The following is a 22584-nucleotide window of genomic DNA, read 5'->3' on the forward strand; positions in this document are numbered from 1 at the left end:
CCTAAAAACTCAGTGGCCTAATGGCTTTGACTCTAAAAAAGCGTTTTTAAAAACGCTTTTTTGGATATTATCCTATAATTTCCTACCATTTTTTAAAACCTTTGATGGGATTTATCGCTCTTCTCACACTTTCAAAAGTAAAGTTTAAATCTTTTATATACTGGAATTTTGTCAATATGGCTGTGCTTTTTAAAAAGTGCATAAAGGGCGTTTAAGGCTCTTCTAAAAGAGTGCGAGCGGCTTGAAGGACTTCAAGGGGCGTGATAGATCGCATGCACAAATGGTTTTTTTCATTCTTTAAGGGGCAAACTCGTTTCTTGCAAGGCGCACAGCTTAAATGGTGGTTCAACACAATCGTTTTTTGAGCTTTATAGGGGCGAGTCTCTTTTTCATCAGTGGGGCCAAAAAGAGCGATTAAGGGGGTTTGCGTGCTAGCAGCCACATGCATGGGGCCGCTATCGTTAGTGATGAATAAATCTAAAACAGCGATGCGTTGTATCAATTCTTCAATGCTTGTTTTCCCGCACAGATTGTAAGCGTTACGGGATAATAAGGGGTTTTTTAACAAGCCTTTGATGAGTTTTAAAATTTCTTCAGAAACGATAGTGTCTTCTTTAGCCCCAAAAAAATAAATTTCATGCCCTTCTTCTAACAAAACAGCCGCAACTTCAGCGTAATAAGAAGCTGGCCATCTTTTAGCGCTCCCATAGCTTGCGCTAGGGTTAAAGCCGATTTTTTTAGGGGTGTTTGGGGTGTGAGTGGGGAGATCAAAGGCTAGTTTTAAGGGTAAAACGCTTTTTTGATCCAATTCTTTTTCTAAAAATTGCGAAAACAAAAAGCAATACTTTTCCACTTGATGATACTCTTTAGGGGCAGCAGTTATCGCATGGCTGAGAAACAAAGAACGAAAAAATTGAGCAAAACCGATGCGAACGGGCGTTTTTGTCGCATAGAGCAAAAAAGCGGAATAAAAATGGTTGTTTAATGCGATCGCTATATCGCAACGCCCTATTTTTTGAGCGAGTTTGTAAGTGGCTAGCAGCCTGAAAAAGGATTTTTTGGTGTCGTCTATAAAAACGGCTTCTATTTTTTCATCTTTTTTGAAAAGTTCGCAAGTAATGGTTGGGCCCACTAAGATAAAATGCGCGTTAGGGTAGTGGTGTTTAAGGGTGTAAAAAAGCGAGCTTGCCATCACCCCATCGCCTAACCAATTAGGCAAACGCAATAAAATACGCATGCGTTTGGGCGCATTTACGCTCATCAATAGCCCTTTTTTAAAGAATTTAAGCTAAAATTTTAGCATACAAATACAAGGAAATGGAATGATTACCCCTAAAGTGTTGAGCGGGTTTAAAGACCGCTTGCCTAAAGATGCGATACAAAAAGCCCAGTTGCTTGCGAAAGTTTCAGTCGTGTTTCAAAGTTTTGGTTTTGTGCCGATTGAAACCCCTCATTTGGAATACGCTGAAGCGCTACTACCTGATGCGAGCAGCGATATTCAAAAAGAAATTTATCGTTTTAAAGACCATGGGGATAGGGATGTGGCTTTAAGGTTTGATTTGACCGTGCCATTAGCCCGCTTTGTTTCTTTGCACCACCAAATATTAGGCATGCCCTTCAAACGCTACGCCATAGGCAATGTCTTTAGGGGCGAAAGGGCGCAAAAAGGGCGTTACAGGGAATTCACGCAATGCGATTTTGATTTTATAGGGAGCGAGAGCTTGGTGTGTGATGCTGAGATCATTCAAGTGATTGTCGCTTCTTTAAAAGCCTTGGATTTAGAAGATTTTTGCGTTTCTATCAACCACAGAAAAATTTTGAACGGGATATGCGAATATTTTGGGATCTCTCAAGTGAATGCAGTGTTGCGCATTGTGGATAAATTAGAAAAAATTGGCTTGAATGGGGTTGAAGAAGAATTAAAAAAAGAGTGCGATTTGAATTCAAACACCATTAAAGAGCTTTTAGAAATGGTTCAAATCCAACAAAACGATTTAAGCCATGCGGAATTTTTTGAAAAAATTGCTTATTTGAAAGACTATAATGAAAATCTGAAAAAGGGCATACAGGATTTAGAAAGGCTATACCAGCTGCTAGGGGATTTGCAAATTTCTCAAAACCTGTATAAAATTGATTTTTCTATCGCTAGGGGATTAGGGTATTATACGGGGATTGTGTATGAAACCACGCTTAATGAAATGAAGTCTTTAGGGAGCGTGTGTTCAGGGGGGCGTTACGATCATTTGACTAAAAATTTTTCTAAAGAGAATTTACAAGGAGTGGGGGCTTCTATTGGGATTGATAGATTGATTGTGGCTTTGAGTGAAATGCAATTATTAGACGAGCGTTCCACCCAAGCTAAAGTCTTAATCGCTTGCATGCATGAAGAGTATTTTTCTTACGCCAACCGATTAGCGGAGTCTTTAAGGCAAAGTGGGATTTTTAGCGAAGTCTATCCAGAAGCTCAAAAAATCAAAAAACCCTTTTCTTACGCTAACCACAAGGGGCATGAGTTTGTGGTTATTATTGGCGAAGAAGAATTTAAAAGCGAAACTTTAAGCTTGAAAAACATGCATTCAGGCATGCAGTTGAATTGCTTGAGTTTTTTAAAAGCCCTTGAAATCATTGGAGAAAACGATGAAGACTTATAATGTCGCTATTGTTGGGGCCAGTGGGTCGGTAGGCCAAGAGCTGATTAAGGGTTTAGAAAATTCTTTTTTCCCGATTAAAAAATTTGTCCCGCTCGCTAGTGCTAGGAGCGCTGGTAAAAAGATCAAAGCTTTCAATAAAGATTATGAGATTTTAGAAACCACGCATGAAGTTTTTGAAAGAGAAAAAATAGACATCGCCTTTTTTAGCGCTGGGGGGAGCGTGAGCGAAGAATTTGCCACAAGCGCTTCAAAAACGGCCTTAGTGGTTGATAACACGAGCTTTTTTAGATTGCATAAAGATGTGCCTTTAGTCGTGCCTGAAATCAACGCTAAAGAAATTTTTAACGCTCCTTTAAATATCATCGCTAACCCTAATTGCTCTACCATTCAAATGACGCAGATTTTAAACCCCTTACACCTTCATTTTAAGATAAAAAGCGTGATTGTTAGCACCTATCAGGCCGTGAGTGGGGCAGGGAATAAGGGCATAGAGAGTTTAAAAAATGAATTAAAAACCGCTTTAGAGTGTTTGGAAAAAGACCCCGCTATTGATTTAAACCAAATCTTGCAAGCTGGGGCTTTCCCTTACCCGATCGCTTTCAATGCGATCGCTCATATTGATACTTTTAAGGAGAATGGCTACACGAAAGAAGAGCTAAAAATGGTGCATGAAACCCATAAAATCATGGGCGTGGATTTCCCTATCAGCGCGACTTGCGTGCGCGTGCCGGTATTGAGGAGCCATAGCGAGAGTTTGAGTATCGCTTTTGAAAAAGAATTCGATCTTAAAGAAGTCTATGAAGTTTTAAAAAACGCCCCTAGCGTGGTTGTTTGCGATGATCCTAGCCACAATCTCTACCCCACGCCCCTAAAAGCGAGCCACACGGATAGCGTCTTTATAGGGCGCTTGAGAAAGGATTTGTTTGATGAGAAAACTTTGCACGGCTTTTGCGTGGCGGATCAATTAAGAGTGGGGGCAGCCACCAATGCGCTCAAGATCGCTCTGCATTACATTAAGAACGCTTGAGTTTATTCAAAGATAACAAAGATGAATGCGCATGCACTTGAATTAAGGATAAGGATCAATCTAACCCAATCTCTAAGAAAGAGCTTTAAGTTACTAGGCTTGCGATGTTAAACAAGGGTGTAATTGAATTTCTCAAGGCTTGATTGAGAGAAATGCTAATATTTGGTAGGTCAAAAGGAATGAAAGGCTTACACTCAAGCAGAGAGTGAATGTTTAGCTAGCGAGTTATTGCCTATTATTCCATTTAAAAGGGTGTGAGTTTAAGGTATAAGGAAAACTTGTATCAAGTTTTATTGGAATGGATTAGAAAAATCTGATTGGATTGACCCTCACAATTTTTCAAACCAATTGTTTAATAGCGGTTAAATATGGCTATATACACTACAATAATAAGATTTTGAAAGGTTGGTAATGGANAGGGCTAAACACTTCCCTCTTTTTCAAACGCCTTGTAGTGTTTAATGTGAGTTATGTTTATAGTTTTTAGGGGGGTAGAAATAAGCACCCCCTTGCATGTTTTAGCGTATCGCAACCTTTGAATTTCAAAAACTCTTCAGTTTTTTTGCCTCAAATGATGGACGCTCTCGCCCCCAAGACCATAATTATTAGAATCGACCTCATCTATAATAACCACAACAGAAGCCTTATTTTTGTTTAACACCTTAACCATCAAATCTGAAACCCCTTCAATCAATTGCTGTTTTTGCTCGTTTGTTGGTCCTCCATTTTCTGGCACAAGTTTGATATTGATAAACGGCATGTTATTCCTTAAAATTGAGATAGCACATTATAACACTTCTATTTAAACGCTTCATTAAGCGCTTTTTCATATTATATTAATTAAACCCCCTTTTAAAAACAATAAAAGCCCTTTTAGTGGCTTTCAAGTCAAGTTAAGTTTGATATACTAACAAAATGAATACTTATAAAAACAGCTTGAATCACTTTTTAAATTTAGTGGATTGTTTAGAAAAAATCCCCAATGTGGGTAAAAAGTCTGCCTTCAAAATGGCGTATCATTTGGGTTTGGAAAACCCTTATCTGGCACTCAAGATCACGCACGCTTTAGAAAACGCCCTAGAAAACCTTAAAACATGTGCATCTTGTAACGCGCTCAGCGAGAGTGAAGTTTGTGAGATTTGCTCTGATGGGAGCCGGCAAAATTCTCAGCTTTGCATGGTTTTACACCCAAGAGACGTGTTTATTTTAGAAGACTTAAAGGATTTTTTAGGGCGCTATTATGTGTTAAATTCTATAGAAGAAGTGGATTTTAACGCCCTAGAAAAACGCCTGATTGAAGAAAACATTAAAGAAATCATTTTTGCTTTCCCTCCCACTTTAGCCAATGATTCTCTAATGCTTTATATTGAAGATAAATTACAACGATTCCATCTCACTTTCACTAAAATCGCTCAAGGCGTGCCTACTGGAGTGAATTTTGAAAACATTGACTCCGTTTCGCTCTCAAGGGCGTTTAATTCAAGGATCAAAGCATGAATTTAAACTTTATGCCCCTATTGCACGCCTATAACCATGCGAGCATTGATTTTCATTTCAATTCTAGCGCTAGGGATTTTTGCGTGCATGAAGTGCCTTTGTATGAATTTAGCAACACGGGCGAACATGCCGTTATTCAAGTGAGAAAAAGCGGTTTAAGCACTTTAGAAATGCTTCAAATTTTTTCTCAAATTTTAGGGGTAAAAATCGCTGAATTGGGTTATGCGGGCTTGAAAGATAAAAACGCGCTGACGACTCAATTCATCTCACTCCCCAAAAAATACGCCCCTTTATTAGAAAAAAATACGCATAATTTGCAAGAAAGAAACCTTAAAATCCTGTCTTTGAATTACCATCATAATAAAATCAAATTAGGGCATTTAAAGGGTAATCGCTTTTTTATGCGCTTTAAAAAAATGACCCCCCTAAACGCTCAAAAAACAAAGCAGGTTTTAGAACAAATCGCGCAATTTGGCATGCCTAATTATTTTGGCTCGCAACGCTTTGGGAAGTTCAATGACAACCATAAAGAGGGTTTAAAAATCTTGCAAAATGAAACGAAATTCGCCCATCAAAAATTAAACGCTTTTTTAATTTCAAGCTATCAAAGTTATTTGTTTAATTCACTTTTAAGCAAACGATTAGAAATCAGTAAAATCATTAGCGATTTTAGCCTAAAAGAAAATTTAGAATTTTTTAAACAAAAAAATTTAAGCGTTAATTCAAACGCCCTAAAAGCCCTTAAAAACCAAGCCCACCCTTTTAAAATTTTAGAAGGCGATGTGATGTGCCATTACCCTTATGGGAAGTTTTTTGACGCTTTAAAATTAGAAAAAGAAAGCGAAAGGTTTTTGAACAAAGAAGCTGCGCCTACGGGGTTACTAGACGGCAAAAAGGCTCTTTATGCAAAAAATTTGAGTTTAGAAATTGAAAAAGAATTCCAGCATAACCTTTTAAGTAGCCATGCTAAAACGCTAGGATCCAGGCGGTTTTTTTGGGTGTTTGCAGAAAATGTAACTTCCCAATATATCAAAGAAAAAGCGCAATTTGAATTGGGATTTTACTTGCCTAAAGGGAGTTATGCGAGCGCGTTGCTCAAAGAAATCAAGCATGAGAAAGGAGAAAATAATGACGAATTTTGAAAAGATTATCGCGCAAAACAGGCTCAAAACGAACGCGGTTTTAACCACTTATTGTGCGATTTTTGCTTTTATCGGGTTGTTGGTGGATGCTATTAGAATCAACGCTAATGATTTAGGCATAGCCCTTTTTAAACTCATGACTTTTCAAATTTTTCCTACGATCACTATTGTCATGTTTTTAGCGGCTTTTGTCATTATTCTTGTTTGTATCCAAAATTTTAGCTCTATCATGTTAAGCGGTGATGAATACAAGCTCATTGACCCAAGCAAGGTTTTAAGCTCTAAAGAAAATCAAATCCATCGCCTTTTGTTAGAGCTTTTAGAAGAGGCTAATCTTCATTTTGAGCCTAAACTTTATATCATTAACGCCCCTTACATGAACGCTTTTGCGAGCGGGTGGGATGAATCTAATTCTCTTATCGCTCTTACAAGCGCTTTAATAGAAAGATTGGATAGAGACGAATTGAAAGCCGTGATCGCTCATGAGCTCAGCCACATACGGCACAATGACATCCGCTTGACCATGTGCGTGGGGATTTTAAGCAATATCATGCTGTTAGTGGCTAATTTTAGCGTGTATTTTTTCATGGGGAATCGCAAGAATAGTGGGGCGAATTTAGCCCGAATGATTTTATTGGGTTTACAGATCATTTTGCCTTTTTTAACGCTTATTTTGCAAATGTATTTGAGCCGCACACGAGAATACATGGCCGATAGCGGGGCGGCGTTTTTAATGCATGACAATAAGCCCATGATCAGAGCCTTACAAAAAATTTCCAACGATTACACCAACAACGATTATAAAGAAATAGATAAAAATAGCACCCGATCAGCGGCCTATCTTTTTAACGCTGAAATGTTTAGCACCCACCCTAGCATTAAAAATCGTATCCAATCCTTAAGAAAGCGTGTGATTTAAATGGAAAATTTTTTCAACCAATTTTTTGAAAACATCGGCGAAGACAAGAATCGAGAAGGTTTGAAAGAGACGCCTAAAAGGGTTCAAGAATTATGGAAATTCTTGTATAAAGGCTATAAAGAAGACCCTAGAGTGGCTTTAAAAAGCGCGTATTTTCAGGGCGTTTGCGATGAAATGATAGTGGCTCAAAACATTGAATTTTACTCCACTTGCGAGCACCATTTGCTCCCTTTTTTTGGGAATATTAGCGTGGGATATATCCCTAAGGAAAAGATTGTAGGCATTAGCACGATCGCTAAACTCATTGAAATTTATAGCAAACGCCTACAAATCCAAGAAAGGCTGACCACTCAAATTGCAGAAACTTTTGATGAAATCATAGAGCCAAGGGGTGTGATCGTGGTTTGTGAAGCCAAACATTTGTGCATGAGCATGCAAGGGGTGCAAAAGCAAAATGCGATCATTAAAACAAGCGTGTTAAGAGGCCTCTTCAAAAAAGACCCTAAAACCAGAGCTGAATTTATGCAACTCTTAAAATCTTAGGTTATAATTCTATACATGAATAGCCCTAATTTATCCTTTTATTATAATGAGTGCGAGCGTTTTGAAAGCTTTTTAAAAAACCATCATTTACACCCTGAAAGCTTCCACCCTTATTTGGAAAAAGCCTTTTTTGAAATGGTGCTTAATGGAGGTAAAAGGTTCCGCCCCAAGCTTTTTTTAGCCGTGCTTTGCTCTTTAGTGGGTCAAAAAGATTATTCTAACCAACAAACAGAATATTTTAAAATCGCTTTAAGCATTGAATGCTTGCACACTTATTCGCTCATCCATGACGATTTGCCATGCATGGATAACGCCTCTTTAAGGAGAAACCACCCCACTTTACACGCCAAATACGATGAAACCACAGCCGTTTTAATCGGCGATGCGCTCAACACCTACTCTTTTGAATTGCTTTCAAACGCTTTATTAGAAAGCCGTATCATTGTGGAATTAATCAAAATCTTAAGCGCTAATGGGGGGATTAAAGGCATGATCTTAGGGCAGGCTTTGGATTGCTATTTTGAAAACACGCCCTTAAATTTAGAGCAGCTCACTTTCTTACACGAGCATAAAACCGCTAAATTGATTAGTGCGAGCTTGGTGATGGGGCTTGTTGCAAGCGGTATTAAAGATGAAGAGCTTTTTAAATGGCTTCAGGCTTTTGGGTTAAAAACGGGTCTTTGTTTTCAAGTGCTAGATGATATTATAGATGTTACGCAAGATGAAAAAGAAAGCGGTAAAACCACTCATTTAGACAGCGCTAAAAACAGCTTTGTGAATTTATTGGGGCTAGAGAAGGCAAGCGGTTACGCCCAAACTTTAAAAACAGAGGTTTTAAACGATTTAAATCTGTTGAAACCCGCTTATCCTTTATTGCAAGAAAATTTAAACGCATTATTGAACACTCTATTTAAAGGCAAGACATGAAAAAAATTCTACTCACCAATGATGATGGCTACCATGCAAAAGGCATTAAAGCTTTAGAACAAGCTTTAGAAAACATGGCAGAAATCTATGTGGTCGCCCCCAAGCATGAAAAAAGCGCATGCTCGCAATGCATCACTATCACCGCGCCTTTGAGAGCGGAGAAAATTAAGGGCAAAGAAGGCCGGCATTACAGGATTGATGATGGCACGCCGAGCGATTGCGTGTATCTGGCGATCAATGAGTTGTTTAAACATGTTTGTTTTGATTTGGTGATTTCAGGGATCAATCTTGGCTCTAACATGGGCGAAGACACGATTTATTCAGGAACGGTGGCCGGAGCGATTGAAGGCACGATTCAGGGCGTGCCTTCCATTGCGATTTCTCAAATCCTTTCTAACAAAAACAAAAACACTCCCTTAAGTTTTGATTTGGCTCAAAAGATCATCCAGGATTTAGTCCAAAACATTTTCAAAAACGGCTATCCTTTAAAAGGGCGCAAACTCCTGAATGTGAATGTCCCTAATTGCTCCTTACAAGAATATCAGGGCGAACGCATCACCCCTAAGGGCTATAGGCTGTATAAAAAAGAAGTGCATAAACGAACAGACCCCAAAAATGAAAGCTATTTTTGGCTAGGGTTACACCCCTTAGAATGGCAAAAGCGTGAAAATGAAGACAGACTCTCTGATTTTGACGCTATTGCTTCAAACCATGCCTCTATCACGCCTTTAAATTTAGACTTAACCAGTTATGATGATCTAAAAAGCTTGGAATCTTGGCATGAGGGAATGTTAAAGTGAGTAAAAATCACCGCTTGGCTTTTTTAGGGCTAATTGTTGGGGTGTTTTTTTTCTTTAATGCATGCCAGCACCGCCTGCACATGGGGTATTATTCAGAAGTTACAGGGGATTATTTGTTCAATTATAATTCCACTATTGTGGTGGCTTATGACAGAAGCGATGCGATGACTTCTTATTATATCAATGTGATCGTTTATGAATTGCAAAAATTAGGCTTTTACAATGTCTTCACGCAAGCGGAATTCCCATTAGATAAAGCAAAAAATGTGATCTATGCGCGCATTGTCCGTAACATCTCGGCTGTGCCGTTTTATCAATACAATTACCAACTGATCGATCAAGTCAATAAGCCTTGTTATTTTCTTGGGGGGCAGTTTTATTGCTCTCAAACCCCTACGGATTACTACGCTATCAATGGCTTTAGCGAGCAAATTTTAATGAGCGCTAATTCGCATTTTATTTTAGATTGGTATGATGTGGTGTTGCAAAAACGGGTTTTATATGTGGATGGGAGCGTGAGCGGGAGGACTTGCGGCTATCAGATGCTCTATAGGGATTTGATTAAAAGCACGATCAAGCGCATTGATTTTAACCGCCCTGAACGCTACTACTATAATTTAAGACTGCCCCTTTATCAGCCATGTTATAGGCAATGAGCAATGGTTATCAGGCGATTGTATAAATTTTGCGCTAGCCATGTGGTGCGTAATTGCTCTTCTTTAAAATGCGCTCAAAATATCCATGGGCATAATTATGAAGTGGAAGTCTTTATTGAAACCAACCGCTTAGATAACGCGAACATGGCGTTAGATTTTGGGTTGATGCAGCAAGAAATGCAAACCTTTATAGACTCCTTTGATCATGCCCATCATTTTTGGGATAAAGAAAGCACTGAGTTTCAGCGTTTTATAGAAAATCATTGCGTTCGTTACGTGAAATGCTCGTTTAATTTGAGCGCAGAGAGTTACGCCCTCATGTTTTTATACTACCTTTCAAGGATTTTACAAAAAAGCGTTTTTTCTAATAATGAAGGGGAGTTAAAAGTCTCTAGCGTGCGCGTGCATGAGACTAAAAACGGCTACGCTGAAAGCTTTTTAAAAGATTTAGAAAACCCTCATTTTAAATCTTTAGTGCATAATCATTGCGTTTCATTTTCGCAAGGCATTCAAAATTTGTGGCATGATAAGGACTTTTTCAATAAAATCATTAGCGATGAAAAACAATGCTTTTTCCACGCTAAACCCTTACACCAAATCCCATGAAACTCCCGGTCGTTGAGAGCTTTTTTTCCTTACAAGGTGAAGGCCAAAGGATAGGCAAACCCAGTCTTTTTTTGCGCTTAGGGGGGTGTAACCTTTCATGCAAGGGCTTTAATTGTAAAACCTCATTGAATGATGAAATCCTAACAGGTTGCGATAGTTTGTATGCGGTGCATCCTAAATTCCAAACATCTTGGGATTATTATGATGATCCTAAACCCTTGATTGAACGATTAGTTAATTTAGCCCCTAATTATAAGGATTTTGATTTCATTCTTACAGGCGGGGAGCCAAGCTTGTATTTCAATAACCCTATTTTATTGAGCGTTTTAGAGCATTTCTACCATAAAAAAATCCCTTTATGTGTAGAGAGTAATGGTTCTATTTTTTTTGAATTTAGCCCTATTTTAAAAGAATTGCATTTCACCCTAAGCGTCAAACTCTCTTTTTCTTTGGAAGAAGAAAGCAAGCGGATCAACCTTAAAGCCTTGCAAAACATCTTAAATAATGCTAAAAGCGTGCATTTTAAATTTGTATTGGAGAGCCAAAACGCCGCTCAATCTATTATAGAAATTCAAAGCCTTTTGAAACAACTCTCCTTAAAAAATAATGAAATCTTTTTAATGCCCTTAGGCACAAATAACAACGAGCTAGATAAAAATCTAAAAACCCTAGCCCCCCTAGCCATAAAGCATGGTTTCAGGCTGAGCGATAGGCTTCATATCCGCTTGTGGGATAATCAAAAAGGGTTTTAAATCCATCATATCATACAAAGCGTTATTATTTTAAGCTAAAAATTGTTATCATTACGCTCATTAAGGGATCATTTCATCTTTGGAAGTTAGGAAATCATGACCATCAAAGTTTTTTCGCCCAAATACCCCACTGAATTAGAAGAATTTTATGCTGAGCGCATCGCTGATAACCCTTTAGGGTTTATCCAACGCTTGGATCTTTTGCCTAGCATTAGCGGGTTCGTTCAAAAATTGCACGAGCATGGCGGGGAATTTTTTGAAATGAGAGAGAATAAAAAGCTCATTGGGATTTGTGGGCTTAATCATATCAATCAAACAGAAGCCGAGCTGTGTAAATTCCATATAAATAGCGCTTATCAATCCCAAGGGTTGGGTCAAAAACTCTATGAGAGCGTGGAGCGATACGCTTTTATTAAAGGCTATACTAAAATCTCTTTGCATGTGAGCAAGAGTCAAATCAAAGCATGCAACCTCTATCAAAAACTGGGTTTTACGCGCATCAAAGAAGAGGATTGCGTGGTGGAGTTGGGCGAAGAGACTTTGATTTTCCCCACTCTTTTTATGGAAAAGATTCTGTCTTGATTGGTGCATCCATTTGACACACGCCCAAGCGACATTCAAACTATCAAACTTTCATTAACACAGCCTAATTAATGTTAAATAAACCCTAAAACAAACGCTTGTTTTTAAAATTTTGTTTTTCAAGCGCTTCGCAAAGTTTTAGAAGCCCTATTTTAGGGGTTAACGCTAAAATAGGCTATCAAAACTACTTTAATGATTTTATAGGGTTGGCTTATTATGGCATCATCAAATACAATTACGCTAAAGCGAGCAGTGAGAAAGTCCAGCAATTGAGCTATGGCGGTGGGATAGATTTGTTGGTGGATTTCATCACCACTTACTCCAATAAAAATAGGGGTTAGGGGGTTTTAATGAGGTTGCAGAGAGGAATTATACCCCAACCCCCTTAAGAGTTTTACAACAAAATGAGATCCAAAACGAAAAAATTTTATCATCACCAAAACCCACCAACGCTATCGGCTAAGTTTTGATTGAATCACTCAAAGGTTTGCACATCCTTCATGCTGTGGGCGGCACTTCGTGTTGGGTATTAGATTTATTGTAAATTGGCGCCATTAAAAGCGATACAATAAAAGCGATTAAAGCAACCACAAAAATATAAAAGCTTAAACCATAACTTTGCAAGCTTTCAGGGGCTGCTATAGCTTTTGCGTTTAACCAGCTTGAAAGTTGAGGGGTAAAGCCGGCGGTTATAGCATAGGCTATGTTATAAGCAAAGGAAATCCCACTAAAACGGATTCTAGCGCTAAACACATCGCTCATAAAAATGGGGCAAAAATTCATAATGCCCGCGCAAAAGCAAGCTAAAAAGTATAAAACTATGGTATTGACTAAACTTGGCACGTTAGAATAAAATTCTTTAAAAAACAAAAAGCCAAAAAAGGCAAAGGCCACACTAAAAGCCATGCAAACTTTGTGCGGTTTGATTTTATCGGCCAAAAACCCGGTGAAAATAATAGAACTTACAATACTAACAAGCCCTAAAATTTGAAAATAGGTTTTTTCAAACGGAGTGAAATTAAAATTGGGATGCGTAAGAGTAAAATTCGGGACAAAAAGGATAAAAATCAAAATACAAGCGGTTAAAACCCAAGTGATAAGCATGGAGATTGATATACCAAAGAGGGAATTTTTAAACACCTCTTTAAGCGGGAATTTGACTAAGGCATCGTCTTGCTTCATTTGCTGAAAAACGGGAGTTTCTTCTAAAAAGCGCCTCAAATACACAGAAATGATACCAAAAATCCCTCCAAGCCCAAAAGCAACCCGCCAAGCCCAAGCTTCAACAACAGGCTTGTCAAAAACCATATAAATCCCGATATAAACCAAACTCCCAAGCAAAATCCCAGAAACTACGGAAGCGGTTAAAAAACCGATATAAGTGTTTTTTTGCCCTTGCGGGGCATGTTCATGGACAAAAACCCAAGCGCCAGGCAATTCACCACCCACAGCAACGCCTTGACAAATCCTAACAAACACCAAAAAAACAGGAGCTATGTAACCAAGATAATGAGCGTTTTTGGGGGTAAGTCCCATGCTATCCACGCCAAAACCCACCAAATGATCAAAAGTTGGCATTAAAGCTAGCGCAAAGGTTGGGATCACCATTAATAAAATAGAGAGCATGAACATGTTTTTACGACCGAATCTATCCCCAAAGTGGGCCATCACTATGCCACCAAGCGGGCGCGCCAGATAACCTGCGGCAAAGATCCCATAAGTGTTGATTTCAGACCAGATAGGGCTAAGCGTGTTCGGGAAAAAGTGTTTGGCAATGATACTTGTAAAAAATACAAAGATGATAAAATCGTAAAATTCTAAAGTCCCACCAAGCGAAGACAATCCTAAGGTTTTCACCTCTTTTTTGCCTAAATGTTTTATTGATCATCCTTTCACTAAGGCTATCGCCCTATTTTAAATTTTTCATTTTGAAACTAAGATTGATAAAATTAATATAGCTACCTTACACCTTAAAGGAATTTTTTTAGATAATAAGCAGTAAATGAAATTTATTAGCACTCAAAGAGTGAATCATTCTACCTTTTTTATCATTAAACACCACTTAAACGAGTTTAAATTTTGTTTACTTGTTTTATTAAAACGCTTTACCCGATTATATCAGCCAAAAAAAACACTCCTATTAAGACTTGGGTAATAACGCTTCCTTTAATTTTTCAATGATAGCTTCTTCTCTTTTTTCACGAAATTCCTCGATATTTTCCCATTCTAATCTTAAATTAGGGTCAATATAATTTCTTTTTTTATACTCTTCTATGGCTTGTTGATTATCTTTATATTCTTCTTTGAGCCACACCTCAGGGTCTTTATCCTTTTTAGCAATATTCTCTGCACCTTCTAAAAGCTGGCGATTAAATAAATAATCCCTCCACCCATAGAAATCTTGATTTAATTTTTTATTTTTCTTATTAAACTTGGACTTTGGATAAATATGGTCTATATGAAAAGTGGTGGTTTTGTAGTTCAGGTGTGGGTATAAAATTTGCAAGATAGGAAAGACTTGATCGCTATATTTATAGTTCACCATCTCTTCTATCATATCGTTAGTGATTTTTAAAGGATTTTTTTCATGTTTGGCTAAATTATGGTTGAATGATTCAAAGGTTTGTGCTTCTTTCATGCTATGAGCAATAGCGCTTAATTTTGTATCTGTCGAGCTACTAAAATAACTCGTGATTTGAGCGTTGCGGACAAATTTTAGGGCTTGTTCTTTATCGTTCTCATTCATTTTTGAATTTAAAAAATAAAAATAGGCTAAACTGGATAAAATATAAGCTGAACCCAAATAGCCGGCATAACCAAAATTTTCTAATAGTTTTGCAGCGTTATAAATGCTTTCTGTGATTTTTTCCCAATTGTCTTCAATCTCTTTGATATTCTTTTTATTAAAATTTTTTAATTCAAAAGTAGTGTCTTTACCAACTAGAAGCAAGCAAGTTTTTAGCACCTGGTCTTGCCCCATGTTTGAAAAGCCTTGGTCTTTTAAAGCGTCCACTAGCTCATTCATTCTTTCTCTAATATCGCTTGAAAAGCTTACTGTCAAAATAGACATCAATAAATCAGAATAGCTTAACTTGACTCCGCCACTATTGACACGGATAAAGATATTTAAAACTTTATTAAGATTTTTTTCTGTTTCTTCAAAAAATGAAATGAGTTGTTTGTCGTGAAAAGCTTTGCTTAGATTTTCTAATAAATCCAATTCATTACCCTTTAAACCATGTTCTTGCGCATAATTCCAAACATTTTTCAACTCTAAAATATCCCCCACCTTAAACCAAAAATGCTCTTTATCGTTTGTAGGCACTTTGGCATGGAATTCAAATTCGTAATTGTCTTCTGGATTGTCCATGTTTGGCCGGCGCTTCAAATTCAAATACAAACGCTTCTCCTCATAAGCGTTGGGGTCATCGTATCTAACCCTTTTTTTCTTAAGCGTTCTAGTGCCTTTAAGCCCGATGTAAAGCGAGGTTAAACGCTGTTGGCCATCTAGGACAATAGACAAATCATCACGCTTGATTTGTTCAATACGGATTTTTTCATTGTGGGGCTTTCGCTCATCGTAATTTGTGATGAATTGATAGAGTTGGAAATTGAGTTTATCGCTATCTTGTTCATCGCTCTTGGCTATATCCTCCTTTTGTAATTTCCAAAATAAAAAAGAGCCAATAGGATAACCCCTAAGAATGGAGTCAAAAAGTTGCTCTATCTTTTTTTCATTGGCTTTTTTGAGCCACACATACTCACGCTGAATGTCAGGCAAAAAATAACGAATGTTCAATCCATCTACCACATTTTTAATGCTATTATCTAAAAACACACCCATGAGAATTTCCTTATTTTGTATTATTTAGGCTGTATTATAATCAAATATTAGATTGAGCTAACTTTAATTTAAGATTTTTTCCACGCACTTTTGGATCACTTCTAAAACCAAGCAAAAAAGCCAATAAATCAAAGCGGCTTCCAAATAAATAGGCAAAAAATCATAGCTGGCGTTCGCTTTTTGTTGCGCGATCCTAAAAACCTCTGCGATAGTTACCACAGAAGCTAAAGAAGTTTCTTTGAAAAGGCTGATGAAGGTGTTACTCAGGCTTGGCGTGGCGACCTTGAGCGCTTGAAAAAAGATGACATGCCAAAAGGTTTGCAAGTAATTCAAGCCCAAACTCAAGCTTGAATCCCATTGATCTTTAGGGACAGAAAGAAAGCTCGCCCTCAAAGTCTCTGAAGCGTATGCCCCCACATTAAAAGAAAACGCAATAATGCCTGCCGGGATTGGATCCATATAAACCCCAATGGCGGGCAAACCATAAAACACCACCACAATTTGGACCAATAAAGGCGTGCCTCTAATGAGCGAGACATAGAAATTCACGCCCGCTAATAAAGCCTTATGAATGAAATGTTTAGGGGGTGCGATTTTAATGAGGGCCACCATAACCGCAATGAATAAGCCCAAAATAAAAGAGATGATCGCTAAAGGCAAAGAAATAGAAAAAGCGGCTTTTAGCATGGGGTAGAAAGCTTCTAATAATAATTCCAAACGCTCCTTGCTTAAATCTAAAGATTCAAAAAACAAAGACAGGTTATGGCTGGCTGACATCTTTTCCAAAAAATTGTTCGCCTAAGCGTTTTAAAACCCCTTTGTTGATCAATCTTTGCATCGCCTGGTTGATAAGCTCTAAAGCTTTTTCTTGGTGCTTGTTAATAACAAAGGAAGCGCCCCCATCTTTTTCTTTGGACTCCCATGCGATTTTAAAGGGGCTGTTTTTATGGGTGTTTAGGTAGTTTAAGATCGCTAAAGAACTATTTAAGGTCAAATCGGCTCGTTTTTGCGCCACTAACAACAAGGCTTGCGCCATAGAATCCACCGAAACGATTTGAGCGTCGTATTTAAAAGCGATTTCCCCATAAGTGGAGCTTAAAGTGTTAGCCGCTCTCAAACCCTTAATGTCTTTAATGTCCTTAATGCGGTTTTCATCTTTCCTAACGAGCATGATCGTGCCTGAATAGCTATAAGGCAAGCTTTTATCAAAAGCCGCTTGGCGTTTTTTAGTCGTCAAACTCACCTGGTTAGCGACCATATCAAAACGCCCCGATTTTAGGCCTGTAAGCATAATATCCCATGAAGTTTCGTGGAATTTGATTTTCACGCCAAGCTCTTTAGCCAACTCCCTAGCCACTTCCACATCATAGCCGGTGAGCTTGCCTTCTTTATTATGGTAAGTGAAAGGGGGGTAAATGCCCTCTGTGCCAACGCTGATCGTTTCTTTATTAATAAGTTTTTCATACAGGCTAGAAGCGTTCAAAAAACCCAAAAAAAAGCTTATTACTAATAAAAATAAAACTTTTTTCATTTTATATTTTAATCCTGAATTTTTTCAAGCATTCTAACACAAAATAAAAATTTTGCATGGTTTGATTTTAGATATAAACACGCTCCAAGCGTTTGGACAAAGTGCTAATGACTTCATAAGGAATGGTGTTTAAAAGCGTGGCGATTTCGCTTGCGTCATTAGCCTTAGCGCTTTTATCCCCAAACAAGATGACCTCATCGCCCTCTTTGGCTTCAATATCATTGAGTTTGATAAAGCACTGATCCATGCACACCTTACCAATAAGAGGGGCTAATTGGTTATTAATCGCTACTTGAATGCGATTGCCCAAATCGCGCACCAACCCGTCCGCATACCCTAGAGCTAAAACGCCCACTAAAGTCTCTTCATTGGTGTAAAAATGCTCGCCATAGCCAATCAATTCGCCTTTTTTGACTCGTTTGATTTGAACGATTCGCGCTTTTAAACTGATAACATTTTTCAATATCGTTTGAGACGACTCTTTCATTTCATTAGAAGGGTAAAAACCATAGAGCATGATGCCTGGGCGATAGAGGTTTAACAAGCGATTTTCATTCCCGTTACACAAAGAAAGGATGCCGGCAGAATTGTAGGCATGGCGGTATTGGAACTCTATTTTTTGATCCAAAAGCTGCTCTAAAAAAGCGTTAAAGGCTTTCATTTGGTTTTTAGCATGGGTTTTAATCTTAGCGTCAGCGTTGCTTAAATGCGTGAATATCCCCTCTATTTCCAAACCTTTTAAAGCGCGGATTTTTTTAATGATTTCTATGCTTTTAAAATTAGGCTCTAAACCCAAGCGGTGCATGCCGGTATCAATTTTAAGATGAATTTTTAAGCGTTTTTGAGATCTTAAAGCCATTTGAGAAAAAACTTCCGCTTGTTCAAGGCTAAAAACCATAGCGCTCAAATCGTTATCAATCAGCATGGAAGCGTTAGCGTTAGGGCTATAGCCTAAAATCAAAATGGGGGTTTTAGAAAAATGAGAACGCAATTCTAAAGCTTCATCTAAGGTCGCTACCCCTAAATAATTAGCCCCTTCTTGTAAGAAAATTTCGCTCGCTTTAATCGCTCCTGCCCCATAAGCGTTCGCCTTGACAACCGCCATGACACAAGCGTCTTTAGGGACAATGCTTTTGACTGCACTAAAATTATGCCTTAAAGAAGCGGTATCCACTTCTACAAAACTCGCCCTTTTTAACATGTCATTTTACTTGTTAGAATGCTTGCTAAAATACCAACGAGTTTCAGAATAAACCACTTTATGCAATAAAATCAAAGCGATCAAATTAGGGATAGCCATAAGCCCGTTAGAAAGATCCGCTAAATTCCACACAAAATCAATTTTAGCCATAGCCCCCACCATCACACTCGCTAAAAAGATCAAGCGGTAATATTTCACTTTTTTTTCACCAAAGGCGTATTCCGTGCATTTTTCCCCATAATAAGCCCAACCAATGATCGTAGAGTAGGCAAAAAAGATCATGGTTGTAAAAATCACCACCGCCCCTAATGAGCCTAGAAAATACTCCGTGCTTTTTAGAGTGAGCAAATTAGCGCTTAATTTTTCCCCATTAGGGAGCAAGGTGTTGTATTCTGGAGCCATTAAAATCACGCTCGCTGTCGCCGAACACACTATTAAGGTTACAATAAAGGTTTGGAGCATGGACACTAGGGCTTGGCGCACCGGGTGGTGTGTTTGAGCGCTCGCAGCAATAATAGCCGAACTCCCCAACCCCGCTTCATTAGAATACAACCCCCTAGCCACGCCCGTTTTTATCATTGTCGCTACCAACGCGCCGCTCGCTCCGCCCACAACGGGTTTAGGGTTAAAAGCTTCTTCAAAAATGAGTTTGATCGCTTGAAGGGCTAAATCAAAATGGCTAACAATAATATAAATGATAGCGATCAAATATAAAAGCACCATAACAGGAGCTAAGTAAGAAGTGAATTTACCAATGGATTTAATCCCCCCTATGACAATAACAGCGGTTAAAATCGTAAGCAATAAGCCTGAAACCCAATTAGGCAGGTTCGCTTGTTCGCTTAAAATGGAAGAAACCGCATTAGATTGCGTCATGTTACCGGTGCCAATGCTCGCAATAATCGTAAAAATCGCAAACGCCATGGCGAGTTTGGGCATGTTAAGGCCGTTTTTGATGTAATACATAGGCCCTCCGTTGTATCCAAACGCCCCTTTTTCCCTGTATTTCACCGCTAAAATCCCCTCAGAATATTTAGTCGCCATGCCAACAAGCCCAGTAACCCACATCCAAAACACCGCTCCTGGCCCTGCAATGCTAATAGCGGTCGCTACGCCTACGATACTCCCAATGCCTACAGTCGCTCCTAAAGAAAGCATGAGGGCGGAAAATTGCGAAATATCGCCCTTAGATTGGGACTCTTTGTCAAAAAGGATCTTGATCGCATAAAAGATTTTACTGAATTGCAAACCCTTAAGATAAAAAGTTAAAAACAAACCGGTGCCTACTAATAAAATTTGCATGGGAATCCCCCACACAAAATTAGATAATAAACGCACCACCGAATCAATCGTTTCCATAAAAACTCCTCAATAAACTAGGGTTTAAAAAAGAAATTCCTTAATCCCTAAAAAATGCAGAAAAAAGCATAATATCGGCATTTTTTTCATTCGCTCCGTCTTGGCTTAAATTGGCGATGATTTTACCAATGGCCGGACCAAAAGTGATGCCAAGCCACCCCAGTCCTGTTGCATGGATTAAGTTTTTATAGCGTTTGTCATAGCCCAAATAAGGAATATCATTAGGGGTTAAAGGTCTGAAACCGCACCATTCTGTGGCGTCTTTCATTTCAAAAGGCTGCGTGAAAGCGGCTAAATTCTTTTTCATGTTAGCGATTTGCTCTTTATCAATGAGAGCGTTATTGGTGTTTAATTCTAATTTAGAGGTGATCCTAACGGTGTCTCTTCGTGGGGTCATTGCCATGAAAATATCCGCAAATAAGGAAGAAGTCTTGGGTTTTAATTCTTCAGGCATTTTAAAGGTGATGCTATAGCCTTTAGCCCCCATCATTAAAAAATCGTTTTTGGTTTTTTTAATGAGAGTGGGGTTAGCCCCGGTGGCCAGAATGATTGTTTCTGCTTGGATTTTTTCCTTATGCGTGATAACGCCATCAATAAGGTTATTTTTAAACTCAAAATCGATCGCTTCTTCGTTATAAAGAAACTCCACGCCCGCGTTTTGTAAATATTCTTGCAAAGAGCGCATCACTTCGCCCGGATCCACATGCGCGTTTTCGGTCAAAAGCACGCTCCCACAGATATTGTCATTAACAATAGGCATGTATTCTTTGGTCTCTTTCACATTCAAAATCTTATAAGCGCCGCTGTTATCGCAAGTTTTAATCTTTTTTTCAAAACTTTCTTTTAAGGTGTAGATCATTAAAAGCCCATCTTCTTTGTACCAAAAATCCATGCCGTCTTCTAGCATTTGATGATACATATCAACACTCAGCCACCCGTAGCGTTCAAACAACGCCATGGTGCGGTGCGTGGACTTAGCGTTCGCGCTTGTCATAAACTTTAAAATCCATTGATAGAGCTTTAAATTAAGCCCAAAGTGGAATTTTAAAGGGGCTTGGTTTTTGAGCATGAGTTTTAGAGTGTCTAACACCACACCAGGGCATGAGAGTGGGGCTTTTTTAAACGCGGAAATAAGCCCGGCATTCCCAAAAGAAGTGCCGTTTGCACCATCGCTTTTTTCAATCACGCAGACCTTATGCCCTAACTTATGCATAGAATACGCACAAGAAAGCCCTACAATCCCACCACCTATGACCACGACTTCTTTTTTCATGCTGATAGTCCCTTTAATAGATTACTTAAATAAATTACTTAATGGCTATCGCTTCAATTTCTACTAAAGCGTCTTTAGGCAGTTTGGCCACTTGAAAAGTCGCTCTAGCCGGATAAGGCTCTGTAAAATAGCTCCCATAGATTCCATTCACCACAGCAAAATCGTCTAAACTTTTCAATAAAATAGTCGTTTTAACCACGCTATCCATCCCTAACCCTGCTTCTTTTAAAATCGCTTTGATATTTTCCATGGACTGCGTGGTTTGAGAATGAATATCCGCACCTTTAAATTCGCCGGTGCTCGCATCAATGCCCAATTGCCCAGAGACAAAGACAAGATCGTTAGTAGCGATAGCTTGAGAGTAAGGGCCTATAGCCTTTGGGGCTAGCGTTGAATGAATGACTTCTTTCATGATTGAAACTCCTATGATTATGTGTTGTGTCAGCTATTATTATGCAATCAAATTAAAAAGAAATAAAAAATGAGCGCAAAACGCCATGAATTTTCATCTTATTATTAAGGTATTGTATATTTTTTACCCATATTTAGAAATTCTTAAACGGGTTTTATTTGAATTTTAGGCTTTGTTATCATCAATTTTAAAAGCTACCACTCGCTTGCAAGCCCTTTTATTATGATTTATTGTAAAAAATGCTTTTGAGCATTTTTATAGACACTCATTGCCACTAAAAGAGGGCAAAGCCACAATCTGTTTTTAAAATAGAATTAGAAATTTGGACAAAACCTTGACTTTTATTATTGAGTTTAGATACAATAACAATCGTCTTTTTGAATAAAGAGTGCGGGAATAGCTCAGTGGTAGAGCACGACCTTGCCAAGGTCGGGGCCGCGGGTTCGATCCCCGTTTCCCGCTCCATATTGATTTAACTTCTAGAGCATGGTTTCTATTTAGTTTGCCCAGGTGGTGGAATTGGTAGACACAAGGGACTTAAAATCCCTCGGTAGCAATACCGTGCCGGTTCAAGTCCGGCCTTGGGCACCATTTTCAAATTGAGTGCGATTTGATTTTATTTTTTGAATACGCTAGTGTTAAAATTTAAGGCGACATAGCCAAGTGGTAAGGCATGAGTCTGCAAAACTTTGATCCCCCGGTTCGAATCCGGGTGTCGCCTCCATTTGTAGTCATTTAGGGACTTTTGCAAGGGACTTTTATGAAAATAGCGGGAGATGGCTGAGTGGTTGAAAGCGGCGGTCTTGAAAACCGTTGAGGGTCATACCTCCGGGGGTTCGAATCCCTCTCTCCCGGCCACTTG

General features: G+C 38.6%; 23 protein-coding genes and 4 tRNA genes. 17 read left to right on the forward strand and 10 right to left on the reverse strand.

Annotated elements, in window-relative coordinates; genetic code table 11:
• Nucleotides 1-211: 211 nt before the first annotated feature.
• Nucleotides 212-1261: a lipopolysaccharide heptosyltransferase II gene (gene waaF, locus J5F42_RS05710; RefSeq protein ID WP_283491214.1), complete on the reverse strand. Its 1050-nt coding sequence runs from the start codon at nt 1259-1261 to the stop codon at nt 212-214.
• A 61-nt stretch (nt 1262-1322) separates the two neighbouring features.
• Between waaF and hisS the strand changes: the two genes are divergently transcribed.
• Both hisS and asd read left to right on the forward strand, forming a co-directional pair.
• Nucleotides 1323-2651 carry a histidine--tRNA ligase gene (hisS, locus tag J5F42_RS05715; RefSeq protein ID WP_097699838.1) on the forward strand — a complete coding sequence of 443 codons (1329 nt, stop codon included), beginning with the start codon at nt 1323-1325 and terminating at the stop codon, nt 2649-2651.
• Nucleotides 2638-3678: an aspartate-semialdehyde dehydrogenase gene (gene asd, locus J5F42_RS05720; protein ID WP_283491215.1), complete on the forward strand. Its 1041-nt coding sequence runs from the start codon at nt 2638-2640 to the stop codon at nt 3676-3678. The genes hisS and asd overlap by 14 nt, the downstream gene beginning before the upstream one ends.
• Nucleotides 3679-4231: 553 nt before the next feature.
• Here asd and J5F42_RS05725 read toward each other — a convergent pair.
• Nucleotides 4232-4438, reverse strand: coding sequence for a 2-hydroxymuconate tautomerase family protein (locus tag J5F42_RS05725; protein WP_001115888.1), 207 nt, complete (start codon nt 4436-4438; stop codon nt 4232-4234).
• A 155-nt stretch (nt 4439-4593) separates the two neighbouring features.
• Between J5F42_RS05725 and recR the strand changes: the two genes are divergently transcribed.
• From recR to J5F42_RS05780, 11 genes are all read left to right on the forward strand, one after another.
• Nucleotides 4594-5175, forward strand: a complete 582-nt coding sequence (gene recR, locus J5F42_RS05730) for a recombination mediator RecR (protein WP_077652791.1) — start codon at nt 4594-4596, stop codon at nt 5173-5175.
• A complete protein-coding gene (gene truD, locus J5F42_RS05735; protein ID WP_097699331.1) occupies nt 5172-6317 on the forward strand; it encodes a tRNA pseudouridine(13) synthase TruD in 1146 nt (381 codons plus the stop codon). The genes recR and truD overlap by 4 nt, the downstream gene beginning before the upstream one ends.
• Nucleotides 6304-7236, forward strand: a complete 933-nt coding sequence (htpX, locus tag J5F42_RS05740; protein WP_232263175.1) for a zinc metalloprotease HtpX — start codon at nt 6304-6306, stop codon at nt 7234-7236. The genes truD and htpX overlap by 14 nt, the downstream gene beginning before the upstream one ends.
• The gene (gene folE, locus J5F42_RS05745; RefSeq protein WP_000426972.1) at nt 7237-7779 is read left to right on the forward strand and encodes a GTP cyclohydrolase I FolE; all 543 of its coding nucleotides are present in this window, start codon (nt 7237-7239) and stop codon (nt 7777-7779) included.
• Nucleotides 7780-7794: 15 nt separating this feature from the next.
• Complete coding sequence (locus J5F42_RS05750; RefSeq protein WP_283491216.1) at nt 7795-8706, forward strand: polyprenyl synthetase family protein; 912 nt, start codon at nt 7795-7797, stop codon at nt 8704-8706.
• Nucleotides 8703-9506 (forward strand): 5'/3'-nucleotidase SurE, encoded by an 804-nt coding sequence (gene surE / locus J5F42_RS05755; RefSeq protein ID WP_097689593.1) that lies wholly within the window; start codon nt 8703-8705, stop codon nt 9504-9506. The genes J5F42_RS05750 and surE overlap by 4 nt, the downstream gene beginning before the upstream one ends.
• Nucleotides 9503-10162: a hypothetical protein gene (locus J5F42_RS05760; RefSeq protein ID WP_000041790.1), complete on the forward strand. Its 660-nt coding sequence runs from the start codon at nt 9503-9505 to the stop codon at nt 10160-10162. The genes surE and J5F42_RS05760 overlap by 4 nt, the downstream gene beginning before the upstream one ends.
• A gap of 3 nt (nt 10163-10165) precedes the next feature.
• Nucleotides 10166-10768 (forward strand): 6-pyruvoyl trahydropterin synthase family protein, encoded by a 603-nt coding sequence (locus tag J5F42_RS05765; RefSeq protein ID WP_097699328.1) that lies wholly within the window; start codon nt 10166-10168, stop codon nt 10766-10768.
• Nucleotides 10765-11520 (forward strand): 7-carboxy-7-deazaguanine synthase QueE, encoded by a 756-nt coding sequence (locus tag J5F42_RS05770; protein WP_097699327.1) that lies wholly within the window; start codon nt 10765-10767, stop codon nt 11518-11520. Before J5F42_RS05765 ends, J5F42_RS05770 begins: the two co-directional genes overlap by 4 nt.
• Nucleotides 11521-11616: 96 nt before the next feature.
• Nucleotides 11617-12102, forward strand: coding sequence for a GNAT family N-acetyltransferase (locus J5F42_RS05775; RefSeq protein ID WP_021176235.1), 486 nt, complete (start codon nt 11617-11619; stop codon nt 12100-12102).
• A gap of 98 nt (nt 12103-12200) precedes the next feature.
• Nucleotides 12201-12443 (forward strand): outer membrane beta-barrel protein, encoded by a 243-nt coding sequence (locus J5F42_RS05780; protein ID WP_000478803.1) that lies wholly within the window; start codon nt 12201-12203, stop codon nt 12441-12443.
• Nucleotides 12444-12600: 157 nt separating this feature from the next.
• Here the strand turns inward: J5F42_RS05780 and J5F42_RS05785 are convergent, their stop codons facing one another.
• From J5F42_RS05785 to J5F42_RS05820, 8 genes are all read right to left on the reverse strand, one after another.
• Nucleotides 12601-13983, reverse strand: coding sequence for an MFS transporter (locus tag J5F42_RS05785; RefSeq protein ID WP_283491615.1), 1383 nt, complete (start codon nt 13981-13983; stop codon nt 12601-12603).
• 259 nt (nt 13984-14242) lie between these two features.
• The gene (locus J5F42_RS05790; protein ID WP_283491217.1) at nt 14243-15946 is read right to left on the reverse strand and encodes a DUF262 domain-containing protein; all 1704 of its coding nucleotides are present in this window, start codon (nt 15944-15946) and stop codon (nt 14243-14245) included.
• Between the two features lie 63 nt (nt 15947-16009).
• Nucleotides 16010-16723: an amino acid ABC transporter permease gene (locus tag J5F42_RS05795; RefSeq protein WP_283491616.1), complete on the reverse strand. Its 714-nt coding sequence runs from the start codon at nt 16721-16723 to the stop codon at nt 16010-16012.
• Nucleotides 16707-17477: an amino acid ABC transporter substrate-binding protein gene (locus tag J5F42_RS05800; protein ID WP_077643129.1), complete on the reverse strand. Its 771-nt coding sequence runs from the start codon at nt 17475-17477 to the stop codon at nt 16707-16709. Before J5F42_RS05800 ends, J5F42_RS05795 begins: the two co-directional genes overlap by 17 nt.
• 67 nt (nt 17478-17544) lie before the next feature.
• Nucleotides 17545-18678 carry an alanine racemase gene (gene alr / locus J5F42_RS05805; RefSeq protein WP_283491218.1) on the reverse strand — a complete coding sequence of 378 codons (1134 nt, stop codon included), beginning with the start codon at nt 18676-18678 and terminating at the stop codon, nt 17545-17547.
• Between the two features lie 6 nt (nt 18679-18684).
• Nucleotides 18685-20037, reverse strand: coding sequence for an alanine/glycine:cation symporter family protein (locus J5F42_RS05810; RefSeq protein WP_283491219.1), 1353 nt, complete (start codon nt 20035-20037; stop codon nt 18685-18687).
• A 40-nt stretch (nt 20038-20077) separates the two neighbouring features.
• Nucleotides 20078-21310, reverse strand: coding sequence for an NAD(P)/FAD-dependent oxidoreductase (locus J5F42_RS05815; protein ID WP_097699321.1), 1233 nt, complete (start codon nt 21308-21310; stop codon nt 20078-20080).
• A gap of 34 nt (nt 21311-21344) precedes the next feature.
• Entirely contained in the window at nt 21345-21722 is a 378-nt protein-coding gene (locus J5F42_RS05820) for a RidA family protein (RefSeq protein WP_000665792.1), read from the reverse strand.
• Between the two features lie 390 nt (nt 21723-22112).
• On the opposite strand from J5F42_RS05820, the gene J5F42_RS05825 reads away from it, so the two are divergent.
• The 4 genes from J5F42_RS05825 (at nt 22113) to J5F42_RS05840 (ending at nt 22580) form a co-directional block, all read left to right on the forward strand.
• A tRNA-Gly gene (locus J5F42_RS05825) sits at nt 22113-22187 on the forward strand.
• 39 nt (nt 22188-22226) lie between these two features.
• Nucleotides 22227-22313 (forward strand) — tRNA-Leu (locus J5F42_RS05830).
• A 58-nt stretch (nt 22314-22371) separates the two neighbouring features.
• A tRNA-Cys gene (locus J5F42_RS05835) sits at nt 22372-22446 on the forward strand.
• 46 nt (nt 22447-22492) lie between these two features.
• Nucleotides 22493-22580 (forward strand) — tRNA-Ser (locus tag J5F42_RS05840).
• The last annotated feature ends 4 nt before the right edge of the window (nt 22581-22584 follow it).

Source organism: Helicobacter pylori (assembly GCF_030062585.1).
Taxonomy (GTDB): Bacteria; Campylobacterota; Campylobacteria; order Campylobacterales; family Helicobacteraceae; genus Helicobacter; species Helicobacter pylori_CN.

Excerpts from the sequence above, each read along its gene's own strand:
- waaF (WP_283491214.1), bottom strand. The coding sequence starts at position 1,261 with ATGAGCGTAAATGCGCCCAAACGCATGCGTATTTTATTGCGTTTGCCT.
- hisS (WP_097699838.1), top strand. The coding sequence starts at position 1,323 with ATGATTACCCCTAAAGTGTTGAGCGGGTTTAAAGACCGCTTGCCTAAA.
- asd (WP_283491215.1), top strand. The coding sequence starts at position 2,638 with ATGAAGACTTATAATGTCGCTATTGTTGGGGCCAGTGGGTCGGTAGGC.
- J5F42_RS05725 (WP_001115888.1), bottom strand. The coding sequence starts at position 4,438 with ATGCCGTTTATCAATATCAAACTTGTGCCAGAAAATGGAGGACCAACA.
- recR (WP_077652791.1), top strand. The coding sequence starts at position 4,594 with ATGAATACTTATAAAAACAGCTTGAATCACTTTTTAAATTTAGTGGAT.
- truD (WP_097699331.1), top strand. The coding sequence starts at position 5,172 with ATGAATTTAAACTTTATGCCCCTATTGCACGCCTATAACCATGCGAGC.
- htpX (WP_232263175.1), top strand. The coding sequence starts at position 6,304 with ATGACGAATTTTGAAAAGATTATCGCGCAAAACAGGCTCAAAACGAAC.
- folE (WP_000426972.1), top strand. The coding sequence starts at position 7,237 with ATGGAAAATTTTTTCAACCAATTTTTTGAAAACATCGGCGAAGACAAG.
- J5F42_RS05750 (WP_283491216.1), top strand. The coding sequence starts at position 7,795 with ATGAATAGCCCTAATTTATCCTTTTATTATAATGAGTGCGAGCGTTTT.
- surE (WP_097689593.1), top strand. The coding sequence starts at position 8,703 with ATGAAAAAAATTCTACTCACCAATGATGATGGCTACCATGCAAAAGGC.
- J5F42_RS05765 (WP_097699328.1), top strand. The coding sequence starts at position 10,166 with ATGGTTATCAGGCGATTGTATAAATTTTGCGCTAGCCATGTGGTGCGT.
- J5F42_RS05770 (WP_097699327.1), top strand. The coding sequence starts at position 10,765 with ATGAAACTCCCGGTCGTTGAGAGCTTTTTTTCCTTACAAGGTGAAGGC.
- J5F42_RS05775 (WP_021176235.1), top strand. The coding sequence starts at position 11,617 with ATGACCATCAAAGTTTTTTCGCCCAAATACCCCACTGAATTAGAAGAA.
- J5F42_RS05790 (WP_283491217.1), bottom strand. The coding sequence starts at position 15,946 with ATGGGTGTGTTTTTAGATAATAGCATTAAAAATGTGGTAGATGGATTG.
- J5F42_RS05795 (WP_283491616.1), bottom strand. The coding sequence starts at position 16,723 with ATGTCAGCCAGCCATAACCTGTCTTTGTTTTTTGAATCTTTAGATTTA.
- J5F42_RS05800 (WP_077643129.1), bottom strand. The coding sequence starts at position 17,477 with ATGAAAAAAGTTTTATTTTTATTAGTAATAAGCTTTTTTTTGGGTTTT.
- alr (WP_283491218.1), bottom strand. The coding sequence starts at position 18,678 with ATGTTAAAAAGGGCGAGTTTTGTAGAAGTGGATACCGCTTCTTTAAGG.
- J5F42_RS05810 (WP_283491219.1), bottom strand. The coding sequence starts at position 20,037 with ATGGAAACGATTGATTCGGTGGTGCGTTTATTATCTAATTTTGTGTGG.
- J5F42_RS05815 (WP_097699321.1), bottom strand. The coding sequence starts at position 21,310 with ATGAAAAAAGAAGTCGTGGTCATAGGTGGTGGGATTGTAGGGCTTTCT.
- J5F42_RS05820 (WP_000665792.1), bottom strand. The coding sequence starts at position 21,722 with ATGAAAGAAGTCATTCATTCAACGCTAGCCCCAAAGGCTATAGGCCCT.